Here is a 20,736-nt window from a genome sequence, read left to right as displayed (position 1 = left end):
GCGGCGGTACGAGCTGTCGCTTGGGCCACGAACAGCTCGACCAGCCTAAGTTGGTCTTTTTTTCTTATCCGACAACGACTTATCGCCATTTCGCATCCTAGATCGAATCCTTATCTAGGACAGCCCCAAGAAAAATGCTTTGTTTTGAATCACAGGCCCGCACGATCGATGCCGACGCAGGGATTTTTCATACGGGACATCCCTGTCCCGATGAAAAACGGCGCGCATCCCTGCGCGCCGCCCTCCGGGTCTTCTTTAGCCATCGTTAATGCGAAGCCGCGCACAGCAATAGCAACAGCAAAATCTTTACGGCAACGGCAACGGCAACGGCAACGGCAACGGCAACGGCAACGGCAACGGCAACGGCAATCGCGATATTCCTGCCAGAAGCATTCCCCCCTTTGAAAAAGGGGGGCTAGGGGGGATTTGCTTTTGCTTGCAGCTTGACCGCGTGCGAGCCCGATCTCACTCCGCCCCGCAGGACTTGCGCACCACCAGGGTCGTCGGCAACCGGATGCTCTGCGCTTCTTCGTCGCGGACGAGTTTCATCAAGGTGTCGACGAGCAGTTCGCCGGCCTGCTTGGTGTCCTGGAAAATCGTGGTCAGCGGCGGGTGGGCGAAGCGGGCCATCGGGATGTCGTCGAAGCCGATCACGGAGACGTCTTCGGGTACGCGCAGGCCGTGTTCGGTCAGTGCGCGCATGGCGCCCAGGGCGATCAGGTCGCTGGCGGCGAATACGGCGTCGAACGGCAGGCCGCGGGCGAGCAGTGCGCGCGCGGCGTCGTGGCCGGCGTCTTCGGAGCTTTCGGCGTCGACCTGCAGGGCGCGGTCCAGGGGCAGGCCGGCTTCGTTGAGGGCGCGCTCGCAGCCGAGGAAACGGTCGAGGAATTCCGGATAGTGACTGGAGGCGTCGCCGAGAAACGCGACCCGGCGCCGGCCCAGCGAGATCAGGTGCGCACCGGCCTGGTGGCCGCCGCCGACGTTCTCACAACCGATCGACAGCCCGGGTTGGTCGGGCAGCACCGCGCCCCAACGGACGAAGCGCGTGCCCTGTTCGACCAGCTTCTGCAGCTTGCCCTGGTAGGCGAGGTAGTCGCCGTAGCCGAGCAGGATCAGGCCGTCGGCCTTCATGCTGTCTTCGTAATCGGCGGCCCAGTCGTCGGACAGTTGCTGGAAAGAGATCAGCAGGTCCTGGCCGTGGCGCGCGCAGGCGCGGGTGATCGAGCCGAGCATCGACAGGAAGAACGGGTTGATGTGCGACTCGTCCGGGGTCGGGTCCTCGAACAGCAGCATCGCCAGGGTGCCCGAGCGCTGCCGGCGCAGGCTGGAGGCGTGGCGGTCGACCTTGTAGTTGAGCTCGCGCACCACCGCTTCGACCCGCTTGCGGGTGTCGGCGTTGACCAGCGGGCTGCCGCTGAGCACGCGCGAGACCGTGGCCTGCGAAACGCCGGCAAGGTGGGCGATGTCGACCGAGGTCGCCTTGGACTTCTTGCGCATGGTTGGAGTGTAAAGCCGGGACTCGGGTTTCGGGACTCGGGACTCGGTTGGAGCAGAAGCGGGGTCGCGGCGGGGGCTAGACTCTTCGAGTTCCGAGTCCCGAGTCCTGGCCTCAATCTTCCAGCCGCGGGTCCATCCAGCCGCGCAAGGCATCGACGACGGTGTTGATCGCCACGATCAGCGCGCCGATCACCAGCACCACGCCCAGGACCAGGGTGTAGTCGCGGTTGAGCGCGCCCTGGACGAAGTAGCGGCCCATGCCGGGGATGCCGAAGACCTGCTCGACCACGGCCGAACCGGTGACGACGTTGATCAGCGCCGGCGACAGCCAGGCGACCACCGGCAGCAGCGCCGGTTTCAGCGCGTGCGCGAACAGCAGGCGTGTTTCCGACAGGCCGCGTGCGCGCGCCGCGCGCAGGTAGTCGGCCGACAGCACGTCGAGCATCGAGGCGCGGGTCAGGCGCGCGCAGTAGGCGACGTTGGGCAAGGCCAGGGCGATCACCGGCAGCACCACGTTGTCCCATTCGCCCCAGCCGCCGGCCGGCAGCCAATGCAGGGTCACCGCGAACAACAGCACCAGCAGCGGCGCGACCACGAACTTCGGTATCGCCAGGCCGAGCCCGGCCAGCAACATCAGGGCGCGGTCGGTCCAGCCGCCCGCGCGCAACGCTGCCCATACGCCGAGGGTCACCCCGAGCAACAGCGCCAGCAGCAAGGCCAGCCCGCCGTTGAGCGCCGACACCGGCAAGGCGTTGGCGATCAGTTGATTGACGGTGTAGTCCGGGTATTGGAACGACGGCCCGAGGTCGCCGCGCGCCGCGTCGCCGAGCCAGGCCAGGTATTGCATCGGCAGCGACTGGTCGAGCCGGTACTGCGCGTCGAGCGCGGCCTGCACTTCCGGTGGCGCGACCTTTTCGGTATCGAACGGCCCGCCGGGTGCGGCGCGCAGCAGCACGAAACACAGCGTCGCCAGCAGCCACAAGGTGATGACCGCTTCCAGCACACGCGAGCCGAGCCGGGCGATGACGCGATGGCGGCTGCTGATATCGGTAGCCATCAGACGGTCACGTCGAACAATCGGCCGACGAAGGTCGCCGCGGCCATCGCCAGCGCACCCCAGAACGCCACCCTCGCCGCGCCGCGCAGGAGCGGCGCGCCGCCGGCCCAGGCCGCGAGGCCGCCGGAAATCGACAGCGCCACCAGAGTGGTCGGGATCGCGACCGCCTCCAACTGCCCGGCCGGCGCGGCCAGCACCGCGGCGATCGGCAAGGCGGCGCCACTGACGAAGGCCAGGGCCGAGGCGAGCGCGGCCTGCACCGGCCGCGCGCGCAAGGTGTCGGTGATGCCGAGTTCGTCGCGGGCGTGGCTGCCGAGCGCATCGTGCGCGGTCAATTGACGTGCGACTTCCTGCGCCAGCTCGGGCGTCAGCCCGCGCTGGACGTAGATATGCGCGAGTTCGGCCAGCTCGCTCTCCGGGTCTTCGCGCAGTTCGCGCCGCTCCACCGCGATATCGGCGCGCTCGGTGTCGGCTTGCGAGCGCACCGAGACGTACTCGCCTGCCGCCATCGACATCGCCCCGGCGACGGTGCCGGCGATGCCGCTGGCGAGAATGGTCGCGGGCGTCGCGCCGCTGGCGGCCACGCCGACCACCAGTCCGGCGACCGAAACGATGCCGTCGTTCGCGCCGAGCACCGCCGCGCGCAGCCAGCCGACGCGTTCGGAACGGTGCATTTCGGGATGCCTGGTGCGCGGGCGCGCTTGCATGGAAGGGGCGCGTGGGGTCATGGCGTCAGGCTCAGCCAGCGGCTCGCGTGCCGGTCCAGGGCGTTCGACTCGAAGCCGCGCACGCGTCGCGACACCAGATGCTTGGAGCTGTAGAAATACAGTGGAATCGCCGCATCGTCGTTGAGCAGGCGCTGCTCGGCGGCGCGCAGCCAGGCGTTGCGCGCGATTTCCGACTTCGCCGCATCGGCCTTGGCCAGGCGTTCGCGATAGGCGAGGTTGTCGTAACCCATCCAGTTCAAGGGGCCGTCGCTGCCGAACGCGGCCAGGAAGTTGCGCGCGTCGGCGAGGTCGCCGATCCAGCCGCCGCGGAACACCTGGGTGATGGTGCGTTGCTTGCGGTTCTGCACGAACACTTTCCATTCCTCGTTGCGCAGGCGCACCTGCACGCCGAGGGTCTGCCGCCACATCGCCGCGACCGCAAGGGCGAGGCGACGGTGCGGCGTCGAAGTGTTGTAGCGCAGCTCGATCACCAGCGGCTGCTCGCTGGAATAGCCGGCATGGCGATACAGCGCGCGCGCCTGCGCCTCGCGCTGCGCTTGCGGCCGCGCCGCCCAGGAGGTGGACGCGGGTGTGTAGCCGGCGATGCCCGGTGGCACGATGCCGTAGGCCGGAGTCTCGCCCAGGCCGGTGACGTAGCGGGTGAGCTTGTCGCGGTCGATCGCCATCGACAGCGCGCGGCGCAGCGCCAAGGCGCGGTCGTCGCAGTCGTGGCGGGCGCAGGCGTCGCTGCGGAACGGAGGGCGGGTGACGTTGAGGCCGAGCCAGAACGCGCCGAGGTAAGGCGACAGGCGCAGTTGCGAGCCGAAGCGTGCGCGCAGCGAGGCCAGCGGCTGCGGCGGCACCACCTCGGTGATGTGCAGGTCGCCGGCGGCGAAGCGTTGCAGCTCGGCGGCGGCGTCCTCGGTGACCTGGAAGCGCACGCGCTCGATCGCGACCGCGGCGGCGTCGTGGAAGCGCGGGTTCTTTTCCAGCAGCAGATTCGCCTGCGGCGTCCATGCGGCGAGCCGGTAGGCGCCGTTCGAGACCAGCTGCCCGGGCCGGGTGTGCTGTGCGCCATGCCGTTCGACCGCCGGCAGATACACCGGGAACGCGATCGGCAGGGTCAGCAAGGCCGGCAGCGAGGCGCTGCGATTGAGTTGGAAGCGGACGCTGCGCGGGTCCGGCGCCGACACTCCGAGCCGCTCCGGCGGCAGCTTGCCGGCCTGCACCGCCTGGGCGTTGTCGAGCGCATCGAACAACTCGCCGAACGGCGCCGCGGTCGCCGGCGCGAACGCGCGGCGGAAACTGGCGACGACCTGGCCGGCGTCGATCCGCTCGCCGTTGCTCCAGCGCAGGTTTTCGCGCAGGACGAAGGTCCAACTGCGGCCATCGGGCGACACCGACCAGCGCTCGGCCATGCCCGGCACCAGCCGGCCGCGTGTGTCCTCGGTCACCAGGCCTTCGTACAGATCGCGCAGGACGTTGCCGCAGGCGATCTCCTGGCAGCGGTGGGCGTCCAGGGTGCTCGGTTCGGGACCGTTGCCGCGTTCCAGTTGCGACGGCGTCGGCTGGGCCGGTGCCGCCGGCGCACATAGCGCGCCGGCCAGAAGCGTCGCCAGCACAAGAGACCCTCGCAGGGACGTCCCTAGCAGGGATGTCCCTAGCAGATCGGCCAGCGACACGGCTGCACCATAGCGTTGCAAGGCGGACGTTGTTCGGTGCAAGGCTGGGTCTACACTGCCGGGGTCTTGCGATTGTAGGCGACGTCCCGCATATCCAGACCTTGATTCAGACAATGTTGCAAGCGGCCGGCCTTCGTACAGCGAGGCGCCGGCCGTGGCCGCTGGACCGTTTCGCGACGGCCGGCGGCCCTCCGCGCCAGATGCGCGAGCAGGGCATCCCGCCTTGCAGCAGGTTTTGCCAGCGAGGTGGATGTGTCCGGTCCCAGCCAAGTCAAAGATATTGAGATTCCCGATATCAAGGGCGGCGGTCGCGCCATGCTCGTCGATTATCTGGCGTCGGGCGCGCGCCCGGACTCGGACTGGAAGATCGGCACCGAGCACGAGAAATTCGGCTTCCGTACCGACGACCTGCGCCCGCCGACCTTCGACGGCGAGCGCGGCATCGAGGCTTTGCTGAAGGGGTTGGTGCAGTTCGGCTGGACGCCGGTCGAAGAGAAGGGCCGGGTGATCGCCCTGACCCGCGACGACGCCTCGGTGTCGTTGGAGCCGGCCGGCCAGCTGGAACTGTCGGGCGCGCCGCTGGCGACCCTGCACGACACCTGCGTCGAAGCCGCGACCCACCTGCGCGAAGTGCGCACGGTCGCCGAACCGATGGGCCTGGGCTTTCTCGGCATGGGCTTCCAGCCCAAGTGGCGCCGCGACGAAATGCCGTGGATGCCGAAGGGCCGTTACAAGATCATGCGCGAGTACATGCCCAAGGTCGGTACGCTCGGCCTGGACATGATGACCCGCACCAGCACCGTGCAGGTCAACCTCGATGTGCGCGACGAGGCCGACATGGTGCGCAAGTTCCGCGTCTCGCTGGCCTTGCAGCCGATCGCGACCGCGTTGTTCGCCGACTCGCCGTTCACCGAGGGCAAGCCGAACGGCTATCTCTCCTATCGCTCGCACATCTGGACCGACACCGACCGCGACCGCACCGGCCTGCTCGATTTCGTGTTCGAGGACGGCTTCGGTTACGAGCGTTATGTCGACTATCTGCTCGACGTGCCGATGTACTTCGTCTACCGCGACGGCGAGTACATCGACGCCAGCGGTCAGTCGTTCCGCGATTACCTCGACGCCAAGTTGCCGGCCTATCCGAACCAGCGCCCGACCCTGAAGGATTGGGCCGACCACACCACGACCGCGTTTCCGGAAGTGCGTTTGAAGAAGTACCTGGAGATGCGCGGCGCCGACTCCGGCCCGTGGAACCGCATCTGCGCCCTGTCGGCGTTCTGGGTCGGCCTGCTGTACGACGCCGAAGCGCTGGATGCGGCCTGGGACCTCGTGCTCGACTTCACCCCGGCCGAGCGTCATGCCTTGCGCGACGGCGTGCCGCGGCACGGTTTCCAACTGCCGTTCCGCGACAGCAACGTGCTCGAACTGTCGCGTCGTGCGCTGGAGATTTCCGCGCACGGGCTGAAGCGTCGTGGGCGTTTGAACCCTAACGGTGCCGACGAGTCGATCTACCTGGAACCGCTGATGGAATTCGTCGCGATGGGCAAGAGCCCGGCCGAGCGCAAGCTCGAGTTGTTCCATGGGGCGTGGGGTGGGAATGTGGACCCGGTGTTCAAGGAATTTGCGTACTGAGTTCGCTGGTCGGGGCGCACCCTCGGTCGCGGCGAGGTAGTCCTGTAGGAGCGGCGTGAGCCGCGACCCAGGGATGGGTAGGCATCGCGCCGCGGTCGTCATTGATCGAAGCCGTGAACTGTCGCAGGGTAGGAGCGACGCAAGTCGCGACCGCGCTGCTTTGGTCTTGCTGCGCTAGCGGTGTTTCTGCTGTTGTAGTTGCTTTTGCCGTTGCTGTGCGCAGCCCAGCACTCGCGAAGGCAATCGAAGACCCGAAGGGCGGCGCGCAGGGATGCGCGCCGTTTTTCATCGGGACATGGATGTCCCGTATGAAAAATCCCTGCGTCGGCAACGTTCGTGCGGGCTTGTGATTCAAAACAAAGCAACTTCTTTGGTTACCTTTGACCGAAGGAACTCCCTGTGGGACTTTTGTTGCTTTAGACAAAAGAAAGTAACCCGCCGCTTTAGTGGCGGAAGCTTTTGGCGTTTGATCTTGTTTGTATGAAAGCCATAAGCAAGTGCTGAGCTTCCGTCCGCTGACGCGGCCGGGTTACTTTCTTTTGCTAAGCCCAAAAGAAAGGTAACCAAAGAAAAGGGCTCTCCTTGCAAGGGCACAAGCCACGAGTGCGATGCCCGCGCCGGGATTTTCCGATAAGACGTCCTTGTCTTATCGGAAAACGCCGCACGTCCTGTGCGGCGCCCTCCGGGTCTCCACTTGACCGGCAAAGCGACAAAGCAGATCAAAATCTTGGCAACGGCAACGGCAACGGCAACGGCAACGGCAACGGCAACGGCAACGGCAACGGCAACGGCAACGGCAACGGCAACGGCAACGGCAACGGCAACGGCAACGGTCGTCGCCGCTTTTGGGTAGGAGCGGCGCAAGCCGCGACCGCGCCGCATCGGCTTCGCGGCGATAGGGGCCGAAGGCTTCTGTAGGAGTGGCGTCCCACGGGATTTCCTTCGGTCATAAGCCGCGACTGCACCGCCTTGATCTCGCGGCGCATCTGGCCGCAAACCGCCACCGCATCGCCTCAATCTCGCACCGCCCCTCAACCCCGCTTCGCACGCGCGCCGCTGCGCAGGGCCGCAATCGCGCCGATCACGATCAACCCCGCGCCAGCCAGGGTCGACGGCCGTGCGGGATGGGCGAACAGCAGCCAATCCAGGGCGGCGCTTACCGGGACGGCGACGTACATCAGCGGGGCGAGGGTGGAGGCGTTGTCCATGCCGCGGTAAGCGAGGTCGCGCAGGGATTGGCTGCCCAGGCTGCACAGCGACATGCCGAGCAAGGCCAGGATCAGCACCGTGGTCGATTCGGCCGCGAGCGGTTGCGGCGGCAGGCGGCTCAGGCCCAGGGCGGCCAGGGGCAGGCCGACCAGGGAGGCCTGCATATACAGCTTGAACTGGTTGCGGAACGGGGGCTGGTGTTGGGCGCTGCGGTAGAACAGCACCTGCGAGGCGGCCATGGCGAAGCCGCCGAACAGCGAGATCAGGGCGGTGCTCTCCAATCCGCGCAACGCGGGCTGCAGGACCACCAGCACGCCGGCGAAACCGATCGCCAGGCCGCACAGCGCCGCCGGGCGCAGGCGTTCCCCCAGCCAGACGCGTGCGATCAGTGGGATGAACAAGGGCCCGGTGTTGTACAGCAGCACCGCGTGCAGCAGGTCCCCGCGCATCGCCGCGAGCACGAAGCAGCCTTGCGAGATCACCACGCACACCGCCCGCACCCAGCCCGGCCGGTCGGCGCCGGACCAGACCGCACGCCAGTCGTCGCGGCGCGCCAACGCCACCAGGCACAGGCCCGGGATCATGAAGCGCAGCCAGGTCACCAGTTCCGGCGGCAGGCCGCGGGTGTAGCGGCTGAGCAGAGCGAGCAGGGCCAGGCAGATCGAGGCGCTGGCCATGAGGCCGGCGCGCAAGGCCAAGGGACGGGACGGAACCAAGGGACGGGTCGGAGCCGGTACGGCGGCGAGCGGTAAGGGGGCGGCAGTCATGTGGTAAATCTATAGGGCCTCTCGATCTGCATGAATCGAGAAATCCAAGAGCAGCGGTAAGTAAACATGACCACTTCCGATCCGCCGTCGCGGCGTCTCCCGCCCCTGCGCGCCCTGCAGGCCTTCGCCGCCGTGGTCCGTTACGACGGCATGCGCCGCGCCGCCGAGCGCATGCACCTGAGCCATGCGGCTTTGAGCCAGCACGTCCAGCACCTGGAGGAAGCCTTCGGTTTGCGCCTGCTGGACCGTAGCGGCGGCCGCGCCCGGCCGACGCCGTTGGGACGTGAGTACGGCGAGGCCTTGATCGCCGGGTTCGAGCAGATCGAGGCCGCCACCGCCCGCTTGCGCATGCGCGGCGACGAGGGGCGGCGGTTGATCCTGGGTGCGCCGACCAGCCTCGGCGTGAGCCTGCTGTTGCCGCGCATCGAGGAGTTTCCGGTCTACGCAGGGCTGGACCTGCAGTTGTTCTGCCCGGCGACCGCGCAGGACCTGGCGCAGGGGCGCATCCATGCCGCCTTGCTGCACCGCGAACCGCAGGCCGACGGCCTGCAAGGCGAGTTGTTGTTCGAGCAGGCCATGCTGCCGGTGGCGGCGCCCGAGCTGCATGCACGGCTCGATCGCGAACGTTGGTGGCAGGACCCGCTGCCCGGCGCGCGCCTGCTGCATGTCGTCAGCGAGGGTTGGCGCCAGGATTGGCCGAGCTGGTTCGGCGACGACCCCGCGACCTGGCCCCTGCCGCATCTGCGCCTGTCTTCGCCGATGCCGGCGCTCAGCGCGGTGCTGGCCGGGCAGGGCATCGCCCTGATGTATCCACGCTTGATCGCCGAGCGCCTGGCCAGCGGCGAGCTGCTGCCCTTGCCGCTGCCGCAGGCGGCGCCGGTCAAACGCGTCTATCTGGCCTGGTTGCCGGAAGCGCAGGGCAGTGCGCGCCTGGGGCATCTGCGCGATTGGCTGGCCGGTTTGTTGCGCGCCGATGACGATGCCGAGCGCGCGACGGCCTAGCGCGTCGAAGCCGCGGCGAATGGCGGCGGTCGAAGCACACTGGCGAAGGCGGCGCCCCTCTGGCGCGGCGTCCGCCGAATCACCACACTACGCCCGAATCGCTCGCAAGGACCGCGTCATGCCATATCTGGGGTTGGGGCTGCACGTCATCGTCGCGCTGTGTTTCGCCGTGCACGTGGTGCGCAGCGGACAGGACCGTTATTGGCTGATGATCCTCTTCATGTTTCCGCTGCTCGGCAGCGTGGTCTACGGTTTCGCGATCTGGCTGCCGGAGCAGCGCCACAGCCAGCATGGCCGCGCCCTGGTCGGCAACGTGCGTCGCCTGCTCGATCCGGACCGCGAGTTGCGCGAAGCGCAGGACGCCTTCGAGACTGCGGCCACCACCGACAACCGCGTGCGCCTGGCCGATGCCTTGTTGAGTAAGCAGCGTCCCGCCGATGCCGTGCCCTTGTACCGCGCCTCGCTCAGCGGCATTCATCGCGACGACCCCGACATCCAGGTCAAGCTCGCCCACGCGCTGCTCGAAAACGGCGACGCCGCGCAGGCGCAGAGCGTGCTCGACGAATTGATCGCGCGGCGTCCCGACTTCCGTTCGCCGGAAGGGCATTTGATCTATGCGCGTGCCATCGCCGCGCAGGGCGACCGCGCCAAGGCCCGTGACGAGTTCGAGACTCTGCTCGGTTACAGCAGCGGTTTCGAACCGCACGTGCGCTATGCCGAAACCCTGGTCGGCTGGGGCGAACTCGGCCGCGTGCGCGAGCTGTGCGTGCAGGCGCAGACGCGGGCGAAGCGCTTGCCGGCCTACGCGCGGCGCATGAACAAGCCGGCGCTGGACCGTCTCAAGGCGCTGGAGAAACAAGCCTCGGCGCCCTGAGGCCTGCCTTGCCGGCAATTGTTTCCGATGAAATCGTTTCGTTTGTAATCGATTGCCGCTAGAACCGATACGCATATCGCTAGAACCGGCGCGCAGCCAAAGCCGGGATGACGGTCGCGGCGGCGCCTGCGCAGACGTGCTGGGTTCGCACGAAAACCGCTTGCGCAAGCGGCATCGTCGTTCGTCGCGACGGTTTCGCATCGGCGGCGCGAGCGCAGCGATGGTCGAAGGTGCGCGCGGCACACCCGGCCGATCCGCAACGCAGTCGCCGCGCCGGTGTTGTAGCCTTGTCGGATGAATGTCCTCCTCGATACCAGCGACGAACCGTTGCGCGCCGTAGACTTCGCTTCCACCGACGCGCTGCTGCGCGACGACGTCAAAATGTTGGGCGCCCTGGTCGGCGAAATCCTCGCCGAACAGCGCGGGCCGGGCTTCCTCGACGAGGTCGAACGCCTGCGCCGCGCCGCCATCCGCCGCCGCGAAGCGCAAGCGCCGATCGGCGCGCTCGCCGACGCACTCGCCGATACCGATATCGAGCAAGCCAGCGATCTGGTGCGTGCGTTCGCGACCTATTTCCAGGCGGTGAACCTGGCAGAACGCGTGCACCGCATCCGCCGCCGCCGCGACTATGAACGCAGCGGTGCCGGCGCGCAGCCGGGCGGTTTGCGCGATGCGCTCGGCGTGCTGTCGCGCCAGGGCGTCAGCGCCGAAGAAGTCGCCGCGTTGCTGCCGCGTCTGCGCATCGAACCGGTGTTCACCGCACATCCCACCGAGGCGGTGCGGCGCGCTTTGCTGGAGAAGGAACGCCAGATCGTCGGTTGCCTGGTCGACGACATCGACCGCGGCCGCACCCCGGCCGAACGCCGCGCCGACCGCGAGCGCATCCGCGTCGCCCTGACCGCGAGTTGGCAGACCGCCGAAGCGCCGGCGGCCAAGCCGAGCGTCGCCGATGAGTTCGAACACGTCGGTTTCTATCTGTCCGACGTGCTCTATCGCGTGCTGCCGGTCTATTACGAAATGTTCGAGGAGGCGCTGCGCGAAACCTATGGGCCGTTCGCGCCGCTGCCGGACGTGCTCGGCTTCGGCACCTGGGTCGGCGGCGACATGGACGGCAACCCCAACGTCGGCGCCGACACCATCGCTGCGACCTTGGCCGGCCAGCGCGCGCTGGTGCTCAACGCCTACCGTCGCGAACTGGGCACCCTGGCCGAGTTGCTGAGCCAGTCGGTTACCCGCGTGCGCATCGACGATGCCGTGCTGGCCCGGGTCGAGGACTATCGCTACCAGTTGCCGAAGGCGGCGGTGCTGCTCAAGCCGCGTCACGCCGACATGCCGTATCGCAACCTGCTCAGCCTGATGGCGGCGCGTCTGCAGGCCACGGTCGACGAAAGCGTGCACGGCTATCCGGATGCTACGACCTTCCTGGCCGACATCGCCTTGATCGAACGCAGCCTGGCGACGAACCAGGGCGCGCACGCCGGCAGCTTCGCCGTGCGTCGTCTGCGCCGTCGCGCCGAGTGTTTCGGCTTCCATCTCGCCAGCCTCGACCTGCGCCAGGATTCGGGCACCCACGATGCGGCGCTGGCGGCTTTGCTCGACCTGCCGGAGTGGGCGACGCTCGACGTCGCGACCCGCGCCGCGCGCTTGCATACCTTGCTCGACGGCGATGCACCGCCGGCACGCGCCGCAGCGGCTCCGGCCCAGCCCACGCTCGATGTGTTCCGCGCCGTCGCCCGCCTGCGCCCGCGCTACGGCGAGCGCGCGTTCGGCCCCTACATCGTCAGCATGAGCCGCAGCGCCGCGGATGCGTTGGCGGTGTTGGCCCTGGCCAAGACCGCCGGCTGCCTCGACCGCGACGGCCGCGTGCCGCTCGATGTCGCGCCCTTGTTCGAAACCGTCGACGACCTCGACGCCGCCGCCGACACTTTGCGTGCGCTGTTCGCCGATCCGATGTATCGCGCCCATCTGCGCGCGCGCGGCAACCGCCAGGTGGTGATGCTCGGTTATTCCGACAGCGCCAAAGACGGCGGCATGGTCGCCTCGCGCTGGGCCCTGCATCGCACTCAGAGCGCGCTGACCACCCTGGCCGCCGACAGCGGTGTGCGCATCGCCTTCTTCCACGGCCGCGGCGGTTCGATCAGCCGCGGCGGCGGCAAGACCGAGCGCGCGGTGATCGCCGCGCCGCGCGGTTCGGTCGACGGCTATCTGCGCCTGACCGAGCAGGGCGAAGTGATCCATCGCAAGTACGGCATCCGCGCGCTCGCCTTGCGCAACCTCGAACAGACCACCGGTGCGGTGCTGCGCGCGACCCTGCGTCCGCGCCCGCCGGAACCGCGCGGCGACGGCTGGCGCGCGATGGCGGCCGAACTCGCCGCCGACGCGCGGGCTCACTATCGCGCGCTGGTGCACGAGGACGAGTCGTTCCCGGCCTACTTCCGCGCCGCCACGCCGATCGACGTGATCGAGCGGCTGCGCATCGGTTCGCGCCCGGCCAAGCGCGCCGGCATCGGCGACATCGGTTCGTTGCGCGCGATTCCCTGGGTGTTCGCCTGGTCGCAGAACCGCGCCGGGCTGACCGCCTGGTACGGCGTCGGCACCGCGCTTGAGCAGGCTCTCGCGCGTCACGGCCGCGATGCCTTGAATGAGATGTCGCGCGACTGGATGTTCTTCGGCACCCTGATCGATGACCTGGAAATGGTGTTGGCCAAGTCCGACCCGGCGATCTTCGAGCGCTATTCCATGCTGGCCCAGGACTTGCCGGAAGGCGACCTGCATGCGCGCTTCCACCCCGGCATCGCCGAAGAGTTCGAGCGCACCCGGCGCGCGGTACTCGCGATCAAGGGCAGCGATGAGTTGCTGACCGGCGACCACCGCTTGCGTCAGTCGATCCGGCTGCGCAATCCTTATGTCGACCCGATCAGCCTGTTGCAGGTCGACCTGCTGGCCCGCTGGCGCGCCGCCGGCCGTCCTGACGATGCCTTGCAGCAGGCTTTGGTTGCTACCGTCAATGGTATTGCGGCGGGTGTGCAGAATACGGGGTGATTGGTGACTCGGGACTCGGGACTCGGGACTCGGGACTCGGGATTCGGGATTCGGGATTCGGGATTCGGGATTCTGCAGTGCCGTGCTCCCAGGGTAGGAGCGGCGCAAGCCGCGACCGCGCTACAGGCGGTTGCTGCGTTTCTTACCGCAGAGCGATGAAGCAACATCTAAAGCTTCCGTCCGCTGACGCGGCCGGGTTACTTTCTTTTGCTGGCCCAAAAGAAAGCTAACCAAAGAAAGGCCTTCCTTGACGAAGCTCCCCTGCGAGTTCGCAGCGCGCGCAGGGATGCGGGCCGTTTTTCATCGGGACAGGGATGTCCCGTATGAAAAATCCCCGCGTCGGCGCCGATCGTGCGGGCTGGTGATCCAAAGAAAAGCAACTTCTTTGGTTACCTTTCTTTTGTTGCTTTAGACAAAAGAAAGTAACCCGCCGCTTTAGTGGCGGAAGCTTTTAGCGTTTGATCCTGATCCTGATCTTGCTTGGTCGATCCGAAGCGAGACCGCAACAACGATGTCGCGGCTCGCGCCGCTCCTACCCCCGGCGAAAGCGCGCCGCTCCGATGGTTGGTGTCGGCCTTGTTGCCTCTGCGCGTCCAGCGGTCGCGACTCACGTCGCTCCTACAGGGACCCCAAGCCTGCAGAGCGAGACCGGACAACGCGGTCGCGGCTCGCGCCGCTCCTGCCCTGGCCGCCCTGCGATCCCACAGCCCCGCTGCACAACCGAGTCGGCAACCCCAAATCCAATCGACCCTGATACTATCCCCCAGTATGGTAACCGGCCAGCCGTGGCCGCTGAGGTGCCGCATGCCGCATTCGCCCGCCGAGAAAAAACGCGTCCTTGCCCGCGTGCGCCGCATCAAGGGCCAGACCGAGGCGCTGGAGCGCGCGCTGGAGCAGGGCAGCGAATGCGCGGCGGTGCTGCAGCAGATCGCGGCGATCCGCGGCGCCATCAACGGGCTGATGTCGGAGGTGCTGGAAAGCCATATCCGCGAAGAACTCGGCCAAGCCGTGTCGTCGCAGAAGAACCGCAGCGCCAGCATCGACGAAGTCGCCGCGCTGGTGCGTTCGTACCTGAAATAGAACTCCCATCGAATCCAGGCGCATCGCACGATCGCGACGCCGCGAACCGCATCCCCTCCCGCCACCGGGACGTCATTGGAGAACGCCATGAAAAGCCGCGCCGCCGTCGCCTTCGCCGCCGGACAACCCCTGCAGATCGTCGAGATCGACGTCGAGCCGCCGCGCGCCGGCGAAGTGCTGGTGCGCATTACCGCGACCGGCGTCTGCCACACCGATGCTTTTACTCTCAGCGGCGACGACCCGGAAGGTCTGTTCCCGGCGGTGCTCGGCCACGAGGGCGGCGGCGTAGTGGTGGAAGTCGGCGACGGCGTGATCAGCGTCAAGCCCGGCGACCACGTGATCCCGCTGTACACGGCGGAATGCCGCAAGTGCAAGTTCTGCCTGTCGGGCAAGACCAATCTGTGCCAAGCGGTGCGTGCGACCCAGGGCCGCGGGGTGATGCCGGACGGCAGCAGCCGCTTCAGTTACAACGGCCAGCCGATCCATCACTACATGGGCTGCAGCACCTTCAGCGAATACACGGTGGTCGCCGAAGTCTCGCTCGCGGTGGTCAACCCGGAGGCGCCGCTGGAGAAGGTCTGTCTGCTCGGTTGCGGCGTCACCACCGGCATCGGCGCGGTCCACAACACCGCCAAAGTCCAGCCCGGCGACACGGTCGCGGTGTTCGGCCTCGGCGGCATCGGCCTGGCGGTGATCCAGGGCGCGGTGCAGGCCAAGGCCGGGCGCATCATCGGCGTCGACACCAATCCGGGCAAGTTCGGGCTGGCCAAGTCGATGGGCGCGACCGACTGCGTCAATCCGAAGGACTACGATCGGCCGATCCAGGACGTGTTGGTCGAAATGACCGATGGCGGCGTCGACTTCAGCTTCGAGTGCATCGGCAACGTCAACGTGATGCGTTCGGCGTTGGAGTGCTGCCACAAGGGCTGGGGCGAGTCGGTCATCATCGGCGTCGCCGGCGCCGGTCAGGAGATCAGCACGCGTCCGTTCCAACTGGTCACCGGCCGGGTCTGGCGCGGCTCCGCCTTCGGCGGCGTCAAGGGCCGCACCCAGCTGCCCGGCATGGTCGAGCAGGCGATGAAGGGCGAGATCGATCTCGACCCCTTCATCACCCACACCCTGCCGCTGGAGCGCATCAACGAAGCCTTCGACCTGATGCATGAGGGCAAGTCGATCCGGACCGTGATCCACTACTGAGTGCGTCGGTGAAGCACGTCCAGGTCATCGACGGCGCCGATAACTGCGTCTACGACGTATATGCGGTCGACGATGAAGATTTCCGATGCTTGTTTCCCGATGGGCAGGACGTCGCTTTCATCGATGAAGTGTTGGCGCGAGGCGATCCGGACAGGCTGGATGCGGTATTCGAGCGGCTCTGGAAGCAGCGCGTGGCCAAGCACGAGATTAGCGGACTGCACGGCTTGCTGTTTTATGGGTTGGAGCACAAGAAGGCTTACTATCCCGACCGCACCGATGCGGGCGCAATCAATCCGAACGGATCGCGCTTGCGTTGAGGTTGAGGTGCGGCGATGAGGTCGCGGCCCTCACCCCAGCCCTCTCCCGCAAGCGGGAGAGGGAGCGCTCAGAGCCAGCACCTGCGTACGCAGGTGCCAATGAAGGCCAACAAGACCACCGAGGGCGTCATGGAAAAAATCGAATCGCACGCCTGCTTCGGCGGACGCCAGGAAGTCTGGAGCCATACTGCGACCACGCTGGGGTGCCCGATGCGCTTCGGCGTGTACCTGCCGCCGCAGGCCGAGCAGGAGGACTGTCCGGTGCTGTACTGGCTGTCGGGGCTGACCTGCACCGAGCAAAACTTCATCACCAAGGCCGGGGCGCAGCAGTACGCGGCCGAGCACGGGCTGATCCTGGTCGCGGCCGATACCAGCCCGCGCGGCGAAGGCGTACCCGATGCCGAGGGCTACGACCTGGGCCAGGGCGCCGGCTTCTATCTCAATGCGACGCGGCCGAAGTGGGCGGCGAACTTCCGCATGTACGATTACGTCGTCGATGAGTTGCCGGCGCTGGTCGATGCGCATTTCCCGACCACCAGCGCGCGGGCGATCAGCGGCCACTCGATGGGCGGGCACGGCGCCTTGATGATCGCGCTGAAGAACCCGGGCCGCTATCGCAGCGTGTCGGCGTTCTCGCCGATTGCGGCGCCGTCGCATTCGCCCTGGGGCGAGAAGGCGTTCAGCGCCTATCTCGGCGAGGACCGCGAAGCCTGGAAGGCCTGGGACGCGACCGCACTGGTGGCCGGTGCACGCGAGAAGCTGCCGCTGTTGATCGACCAGGGCGGCGCCGACGAGTTCCTGGTGCCGCAGCTCAAACCGGAGCTGCTGCGCGTCGCCTGCGAAGTCGCCGAGCATCCGCTCGAGCTGCGCATTCGCCCGGGCTACGACCACAGCTATTACTTCATCGCCAGCTACATCGGCGAACACATCGCGCACCACGCGCGCGCCCTGCACGGCTGAGCCGGTCTTGCCGCGATGGCGCCGTTGCGTATCGCGACGGCGCTCGTGGGGCCGTCGCGATCAGGCGGCGGTCACATCGCGCAGTTCCCAGCCGCTGCCGGCGAGCAGGCGCAGGCGATGCTTGATGACGGCGCCCGACAGCGACGTGGTGACCACCAGGTCCTGGCGCAGGTCGCGCTGTTCGCCGTGCACGCTCGCATCGGCATCGGTCGCGCCGAGGCTGGGGTCGACCTCGTCCGGCTCCGGCTGCTTAGCCCGCCAACGTTCGAACAGACCGTCGTCGCGCAGAGCGGTCTGCAACTCTTCGGCGAAGCCTTCCGCGCTGACCGCGCGGAACGACAGCGAGACGTCGCTGCCGCGAGCGCGTTCGGCATCCGGCAGCGTGATGTAATAACGGGTGGCCATCGGGGTGTCTCGTGCGGAAGTTGCCGCTAGCCTAGGCCGGCGAACATTGTTGGTTTGTGAATGCGCGTTTTGGCAGGCCGCGTCCGCTCAACGCGCCGCGCCGCCGGGCCGTCGTCCGCTCCGTCCGTGCACCGGCGCATCGCGTTCGTCGGCGTATTCGCTGCGCAGGGTCTCGATCAGCGAATAGACCCAAGGCCGTGTGGCCAGCAACAGGCCGACGCTGCGCCGCTTCGACGGCGGCAGACTGAGATCCAGTTCCGCGGCTTCCTTGAACTCCGTTTGCAGGCGCTCCAGCTTGCGCCGCAACACCGCGAGCGAAGCCGCGCCCAGTTCGCGAATGTCCAACGCGAGCAGGGCGTCGGACGACTGGAATCCATCGAGCAGGAACTCGCGGCTGGCTGCGCCCAGGTAGCGCGCGCGCACAGGACCGTCGTCGCGCCAGGAGAAGTCGCGCGGTACGCGCAGGCGCACCTTGTCGCCGGGCAGCAGTTCCGCCAGCGCCAATCGGTCCAGGCGCGCCAGCAGGCGGGTGAGTTCCGGCGCGCTCAGGCCGAAGCCGGCGCGGATCGCGTCGGTGCGCCAGCCTTGGCAGAGCAGGTGGAACACGGTCATCAGCCGCGGCGACCGCGCCAGTTCGGCTTCCTGTTTCGGGCTCAGATGGCGGGTCTCGTCGCGCGCGCCGCGCGCGCGGCGCGCGAGCTCGAAGAAGTCCAGGTCCAGCACGGTGCAGATACGCTCCAGCCGCTCGAGATCGATGCGCCCGTTCGACAGCAGGCGTTTGACCGTGGGCTCCGACACACCCAGCGCGCGGGCGAGGTCGGCGTAGCGCCAGCCGCGCTCCTTGAGCACGGTCTTGAGCGCAGCGAGGAGGCGTTCGCGTTCGGCCATGGCGGGAAGGTGCGGGCAGTCGGGATGCCAGGGATCATAATCCGATACCTGACTCAGCGGAGTTGCGAGTTTCGATACCGGCCGGCGAAGGTGCAACGGCCTCGTCAACGGTATCCGTCATGTCCACCGCCATCGCACCGCCGTCCGCGCCGACCCTGCACCTTAACGACGTCCATTCCGGCCTCAACCGCACCGCCGTCGCCGGTTTGCTGCGGCCGCGCAGCCTGGACCAGGCCTGTGCGGCGGTGCGCGACTGCGCGCGCCTGGGCCGTTCGACCATCGCCGTGGGCGCGCGCCATGCCATGGGCGGCCAGCAGTTCCTGTCCGGCGGCTGGTTGTTGGACACCTCGGGCCTGGACCGCCTCGTCGAGTTCGATCCCGAGCGCGGCTTGGTCACGGTCGAAGCCGGCGTGCAGTGGCCGGCGTTGCTGGAATGGCTGGCGCGGCATCCGCACAACGCCCGCGGCTGGACCATCCGCCAGAAGCAGACCGGCGCCGACGGCTTCAGCCTGGGCGGCGCGTTCGCGTCGAACATCCACGGCCGCGGCCTGGCGTTCGCGCCCTTCGTCGAAGACGTCGAATCCATCGTGCTGATCGACCACCGCGGCGATGCGCGCATCGCCGACCGCGAGCGCAACGCCGAATGGTTCGCCCTCGCCGCCGGCGGGTATGGCCTGTTCGGCCTGGTCGCGCGGCTGACCTTGCGGCTGGTGCCGCGCACGGTGCTGCGGCGCGAGGTCGCGCTGTTGCGGGTGGGCGAGTTGATGCCGCATTTGCAGGCGGCGATCGCCGAGGGCTGCACTTACGGCGATTTCCAGTTCGCGATCGACCCAGCCAGCGACGACTTCCTCGACCTGGGCATCGCCTCCTGCTATCGGCCGCTCGCCGACGCCGAGCCCGACTCCGCGCCGCGCCATCTCGGCGGCGAAGACTTCGCCCATTTACTGCGTCTGGCGCACACCGAACCGGGCCGTGCCTTCGCCGAGTACGCGGCCTTCTACCTGGCCACCGACGGTCAGCGCTATGGCTCCGACAGCCAGCAAGCCGGCGTCTACCTCGACGGCTACCACGCCGGCGTCGACGCGGAGCTGGGGCATTGCGGCTCGGAGATGATCACCGAGTTGTACGTGCCGCGCGCATGCCTGGCCGAGTTCATGGCCGCGGCGGCCGACGCCCTGCGCCGCCATCGCGCACAGCCGATCTACGGCACCGTGCGGCTGGTGCGCGCGGAGCGCAGCAGCGTGTTGGCCTGGGCGCGCGAGGACTGGGCCTGCATCGTGTTCAATCTGCACGTGCGCCACGATGCGGTCGGACGCGTCGCCGCCGCGGTCGCGTTCCGCGCCTTGATCGACGAGGCGCTGGCCTGCGGCGGCAGTTACTACCTGACCTACCATCGCCATGCCACGCGCGATCAGGTCGAGGCGGCGTACCCGCAATTCCGCGCCTTCCTCCAGCGCAAGCGCGAGCTGGATCCGGAGCGGCGTTGGGACAGCGACTGGTTCCGCCACCACGAAGCGCTGTTCGCACGGGCCGGCACATGAGTGGCGTGTCCACCGCGATGCTGGTCGCCGCCGCGACGGTGCAGCACGGTTACGGACGAGTCGAACTGGCGCAGCAGGCGCAGCTCGCCCGCGCCTGCCTGGAGCGCTGCGGTGCCGGCGGCCGCGGTCTGCTGCGGCTGGTCGATCACGTGCTCGGACGCGCCGGCCTGAGCGTGCTGGAAGCGCTGGCCCTGCCGGGCCTGCGCGGGCACTACGCCTGGCGCAAGCGGCGCATCGCGCACTGGGCCGATCGCGCTTGCGCGAACGGCGCGGCGCAGGCGGTGTTGATCGGCACCGGCTACGACGGCCTGGGGTGGAGCCTGGCGCAGCGGCATCCGGCATTGCGGGTGTTCGAACTCGACCGTGCCGATACCGTGGCGATCAAACGCGAGGCGTTGCGGCAATTGCGGGCGGACACTTCGCGCTTGCGGTTGCTGGAGGCCGATCTGGAGCGCGACGATGCGTTGAGCGCGCTGGTGGCAGATCCCGGTTTCGACTCCGGCTTGCCGACTGTGTGCGTGGCCGAGGGCGTGCTGATGTACTTGCCGTCGGCGCGCGCGCAGCAGCTGTTGCGCGCAATGGCGCAGTGTCTAACGCATCCGACCCTGATCGCCACGGCGATGGATCTCTGGCACGGGCGGCCGCGGTTCCGGCGCGAACGGCCGTGGGTGCGCGGCTGGCTGCAACGGCGCGGCGAGCCGTTCCGCTGGGGCTGCGAGCGCGAGGCGATCGGCGCATGGCTGGCAGTGTGCGGCTGGAGCCTGCGTGCGCTGGCCGAGCCGGGCGACCCGGACGATCCCGACCCGAGCCCCGGCGAATGGCTGTTCCTGGCCGAGTGCGCGGCGGCATCGCCGCCGCGCTGATTTCGACTAAGTGCCC

At 68.0% G+C, this 20,736-nt stretch carries 18 protein-coding genes; 10 read left to right on the top strand and 8 right to left on the bottom strand.

The window, feature by feature from the left end:
* Nucleotides 1–465: 465 nt before the first annotated feature.
* The 4 genes from ACTOWK_RS06435 to ACTOWK_RS06420 all read right to left on the bottom strand — a co-directional run bounded on the left by ACTOWK_RS06435 (nucleotide 466) and on the right by ACTOWK_RS06420 (nucleotide 4,883).
* Nucleotides 466–1,497: a LacI family DNA-binding transcriptional regulator gene (locus ACTOWK_RS06435; protein ID WP_441329350.1), complete on the bottom strand. Its 1,032-nt coding sequence runs from the start codon at nucleotides 1,495–1,497 to the stop codon at nucleotides 466–468.
* 112 nt (nucleotides 1,498–1,609) lie between these two features.
* Nucleotides 1,610–2,554, bottom strand: a complete 945-nt coding sequence (locus ACTOWK_RS06430; RefSeq protein ID WP_441329349.1) for an ABC transporter permease subunit — start codon at nucleotides 2,552–2,554, stop codon at nucleotides 1,610–1,612.
* Entirely contained in the window at nucleotides 2,554–3,261 is a 708-nt protein-coding gene (locus ACTOWK_RS06425; protein WP_441329348.1) for a VIT1/CCC1 transporter family protein, read from the bottom strand. Before ACTOWK_RS06425 ends, ACTOWK_RS06430 begins: the two co-directional genes overlap by 1 nt.
* A gap of 17 nt (nucleotides 3,262–3,278) precedes the next feature.
* Nucleotides 3,279–4,883 carry a peptide ABC transporter substrate-binding protein gene (locus ACTOWK_RS06420; protein ID WP_441329347.1) on the bottom strand — a complete coding sequence of 535 codons (1,605 nt, stop codon included), beginning with the start codon at nucleotides 4,881–4,883 and terminating at the stop codon, nucleotides 3,279–3,281.
* 312 nt (nucleotides 4,884–5,195) lie between these two features.
* On the opposite strand from ACTOWK_RS06420, the gene ACTOWK_RS06415 reads away from it, so the two are divergent.
* Nucleotides 5,196–6,575: a glutamate--cysteine ligase gene (locus ACTOWK_RS06415; RefSeq protein WP_441329346.1), complete on the top strand. Its 1,380-nt coding sequence runs from the start codon at nucleotides 5,196–5,198 to the stop codon at nucleotides 6,573–6,575.
* A gap of 351 nt (nucleotides 6,576–6,926) precedes the next feature.
* Here the strand turns inward: ACTOWK_RS06415 and ACTOWK_RS06410 are convergent, their stop codons facing one another.
* Nucleotides 6,927–7,439: a hypothetical protein gene (locus ACTOWK_RS06410; protein ID WP_441329345.1), complete on the bottom strand. Its 513-nt coding sequence runs from the start codon at nucleotides 7,437–7,439 to the stop codon at nucleotides 6,927–6,929.
* A gap of 167 nt (nucleotides 7,440–7,606) precedes the next feature.
* Complete coding sequence (locus ACTOWK_RS06405; RefSeq protein ID WP_441329344.1) at nucleotides 7,607–8,551, bottom strand: DMT family transporter; 945 nt, start codon at nucleotides 8,549–8,551, stop codon at nucleotides 7,607–7,609.
* A 66-nt stretch (nucleotides 8,552–8,617) separates the two neighbouring features.
* Between ACTOWK_RS06405 and ACTOWK_RS06400 the strand changes: the two genes are divergently transcribed.
* The 7 genes from ACTOWK_RS06400 to fghA all read left to right on the top strand — a co-directional run bounded on the left by ACTOWK_RS06400 (nucleotide 8,618) and on the right by fghA (nucleotide 17,023).
* Nucleotides 8,618–9,553 (top strand): LysR family transcriptional regulator, encoded by a 936-nt coding sequence (locus tag ACTOWK_RS06400; RefSeq protein ID WP_441329343.1) that lies wholly within the window; start codon nucleotides 8,618–8,620, stop codon nucleotides 9,551–9,553.
* A 118-nt stretch (nucleotides 9,554–9,671) separates the two neighbouring features.
* Nucleotides 9,672–10,427: a tetratricopeptide repeat protein gene (locus ACTOWK_RS06395; RefSeq protein WP_441329342.1), complete on the top strand. Its 756-nt coding sequence runs from the start codon at nucleotides 9,672–9,674 to the stop codon at nucleotides 10,425–10,427.
* A 294-nt stretch (nucleotides 10,428–10,721) separates the two neighbouring features.
* A complete protein-coding gene (gene ppc / locus ACTOWK_RS06390; protein ID WP_441329341.1) occupies nucleotides 10,722–13,469 on the top strand; it encodes a phosphoenolpyruvate carboxylase in 2,748 nt (915 codons plus the stop codon).
* An 804-nt stretch (nucleotides 13,470–14,273) separates the two neighbouring features.
* On the top strand, nucleotides 14,274–14,549 hold the full coding sequence (gene frmR, locus ACTOWK_RS06385) for a formaldehyde-responsive transcriptional repressor FrmR (protein ID WP_057919318.1): 276 nt from the start codon (nucleotides 14,274–14,276) through the stop codon (nucleotides 14,547–14,549).
* An 87-nt stretch (nucleotides 14,550–14,636) separates the two neighbouring features.
* Complete coding sequence (locus tag ACTOWK_RS06380) at nucleotides 14,637–15,746, top strand: S-(hydroxymethyl)glutathione dehydrogenase/class III alcohol dehydrogenase (RefSeq protein WP_441329340.1); 1,110 nt, start codon at nucleotides 14,637–14,639, stop codon at nucleotides 15,744–15,746.
* A gap of 8 nt (nucleotides 15,747–15,754) precedes the next feature.
* A complete protein-coding gene (locus tag ACTOWK_RS06375) occupies nucleotides 15,755–16,063 on the top strand; it encodes a hypothetical protein (RefSeq protein WP_441329339.1) in 309 nt (102 codons plus the stop codon).
* Nucleotides 16,064–16,192: 129 nt separating this feature from the next.
* Nucleotides 16,193–17,023: an S-formylglutathione hydrolase gene (fghA, locus tag ACTOWK_RS06370; protein ID WP_441329358.1), complete on the top strand. Its 831-nt coding sequence runs from the start codon at nucleotides 16,193–16,195 to the stop codon at nucleotides 17,021–17,023.
* 60 nt (nucleotides 17,024–17,083) lie between these two features.
* Here the strand turns inward: fghA and ACTOWK_RS06365 are convergent, their stop codons facing one another.
* Both ACTOWK_RS06365 and ACTOWK_RS06360 read right to left on the bottom strand, forming a co-directional pair.
* Complete coding sequence (locus ACTOWK_RS06365) at nucleotides 17,084–17,428, bottom strand: hypothetical protein (RefSeq protein ID WP_441329338.1); 345 nt, start codon at nucleotides 17,426–17,428, stop codon at nucleotides 17,084–17,086.
* Between the two features lie 87 nt (nucleotides 17,429–17,515).
* Nucleotides 17,516–18,316: a helix-turn-helix domain-containing protein gene (locus ACTOWK_RS06360; RefSeq protein ID WP_441329337.1), complete on the bottom strand. Its 801-nt coding sequence runs from the start codon at nucleotides 18,314–18,316 to the stop codon at nucleotides 17,516–17,518.
* A 119-nt stretch (nucleotides 18,317–18,435) separates the two neighbouring features.
* On the opposite strand from ACTOWK_RS06360, the gene ACTOWK_RS06355 reads away from it, so the two are divergent.
* Both ACTOWK_RS06355 and ACTOWK_RS06350 read left to right on the top strand, forming a co-directional pair.
* Nucleotides 18,436–19,857: an FAD-binding oxidoreductase gene (locus tag ACTOWK_RS06355; protein ID WP_441329336.1), complete on the top strand. Its 1,422-nt coding sequence runs from the start codon at nucleotides 18,436–18,438 to the stop codon at nucleotides 19,855–19,857.
* Nucleotides 19,854–20,720 (top strand): class I SAM-dependent methyltransferase, encoded by an 867-nt coding sequence (locus tag ACTOWK_RS06350; RefSeq protein ID WP_441329335.1) that lies wholly within the window; start codon nucleotides 19,854–19,856, stop codon nucleotides 20,718–20,720. Before ACTOWK_RS06355 ends, ACTOWK_RS06350 begins: the two co-directional genes overlap by 4 nt.
* Nucleotides 20,721–20,736: the final 16 nt, after the last annotated feature.

This window comes from Lysobacter sp. CA196 (assembly GCF_052078695.1).
Classification (GTDB): Bacteria; Pseudomonadota; Gammaproteobacteria; order Xanthomonadales; family Xanthomonadaceae; genus Lysobacter.
Note: the sequence above shows the minus strand (reverse complement) of the source record. Positions and strands in the feature narration are given on the sequence as shown.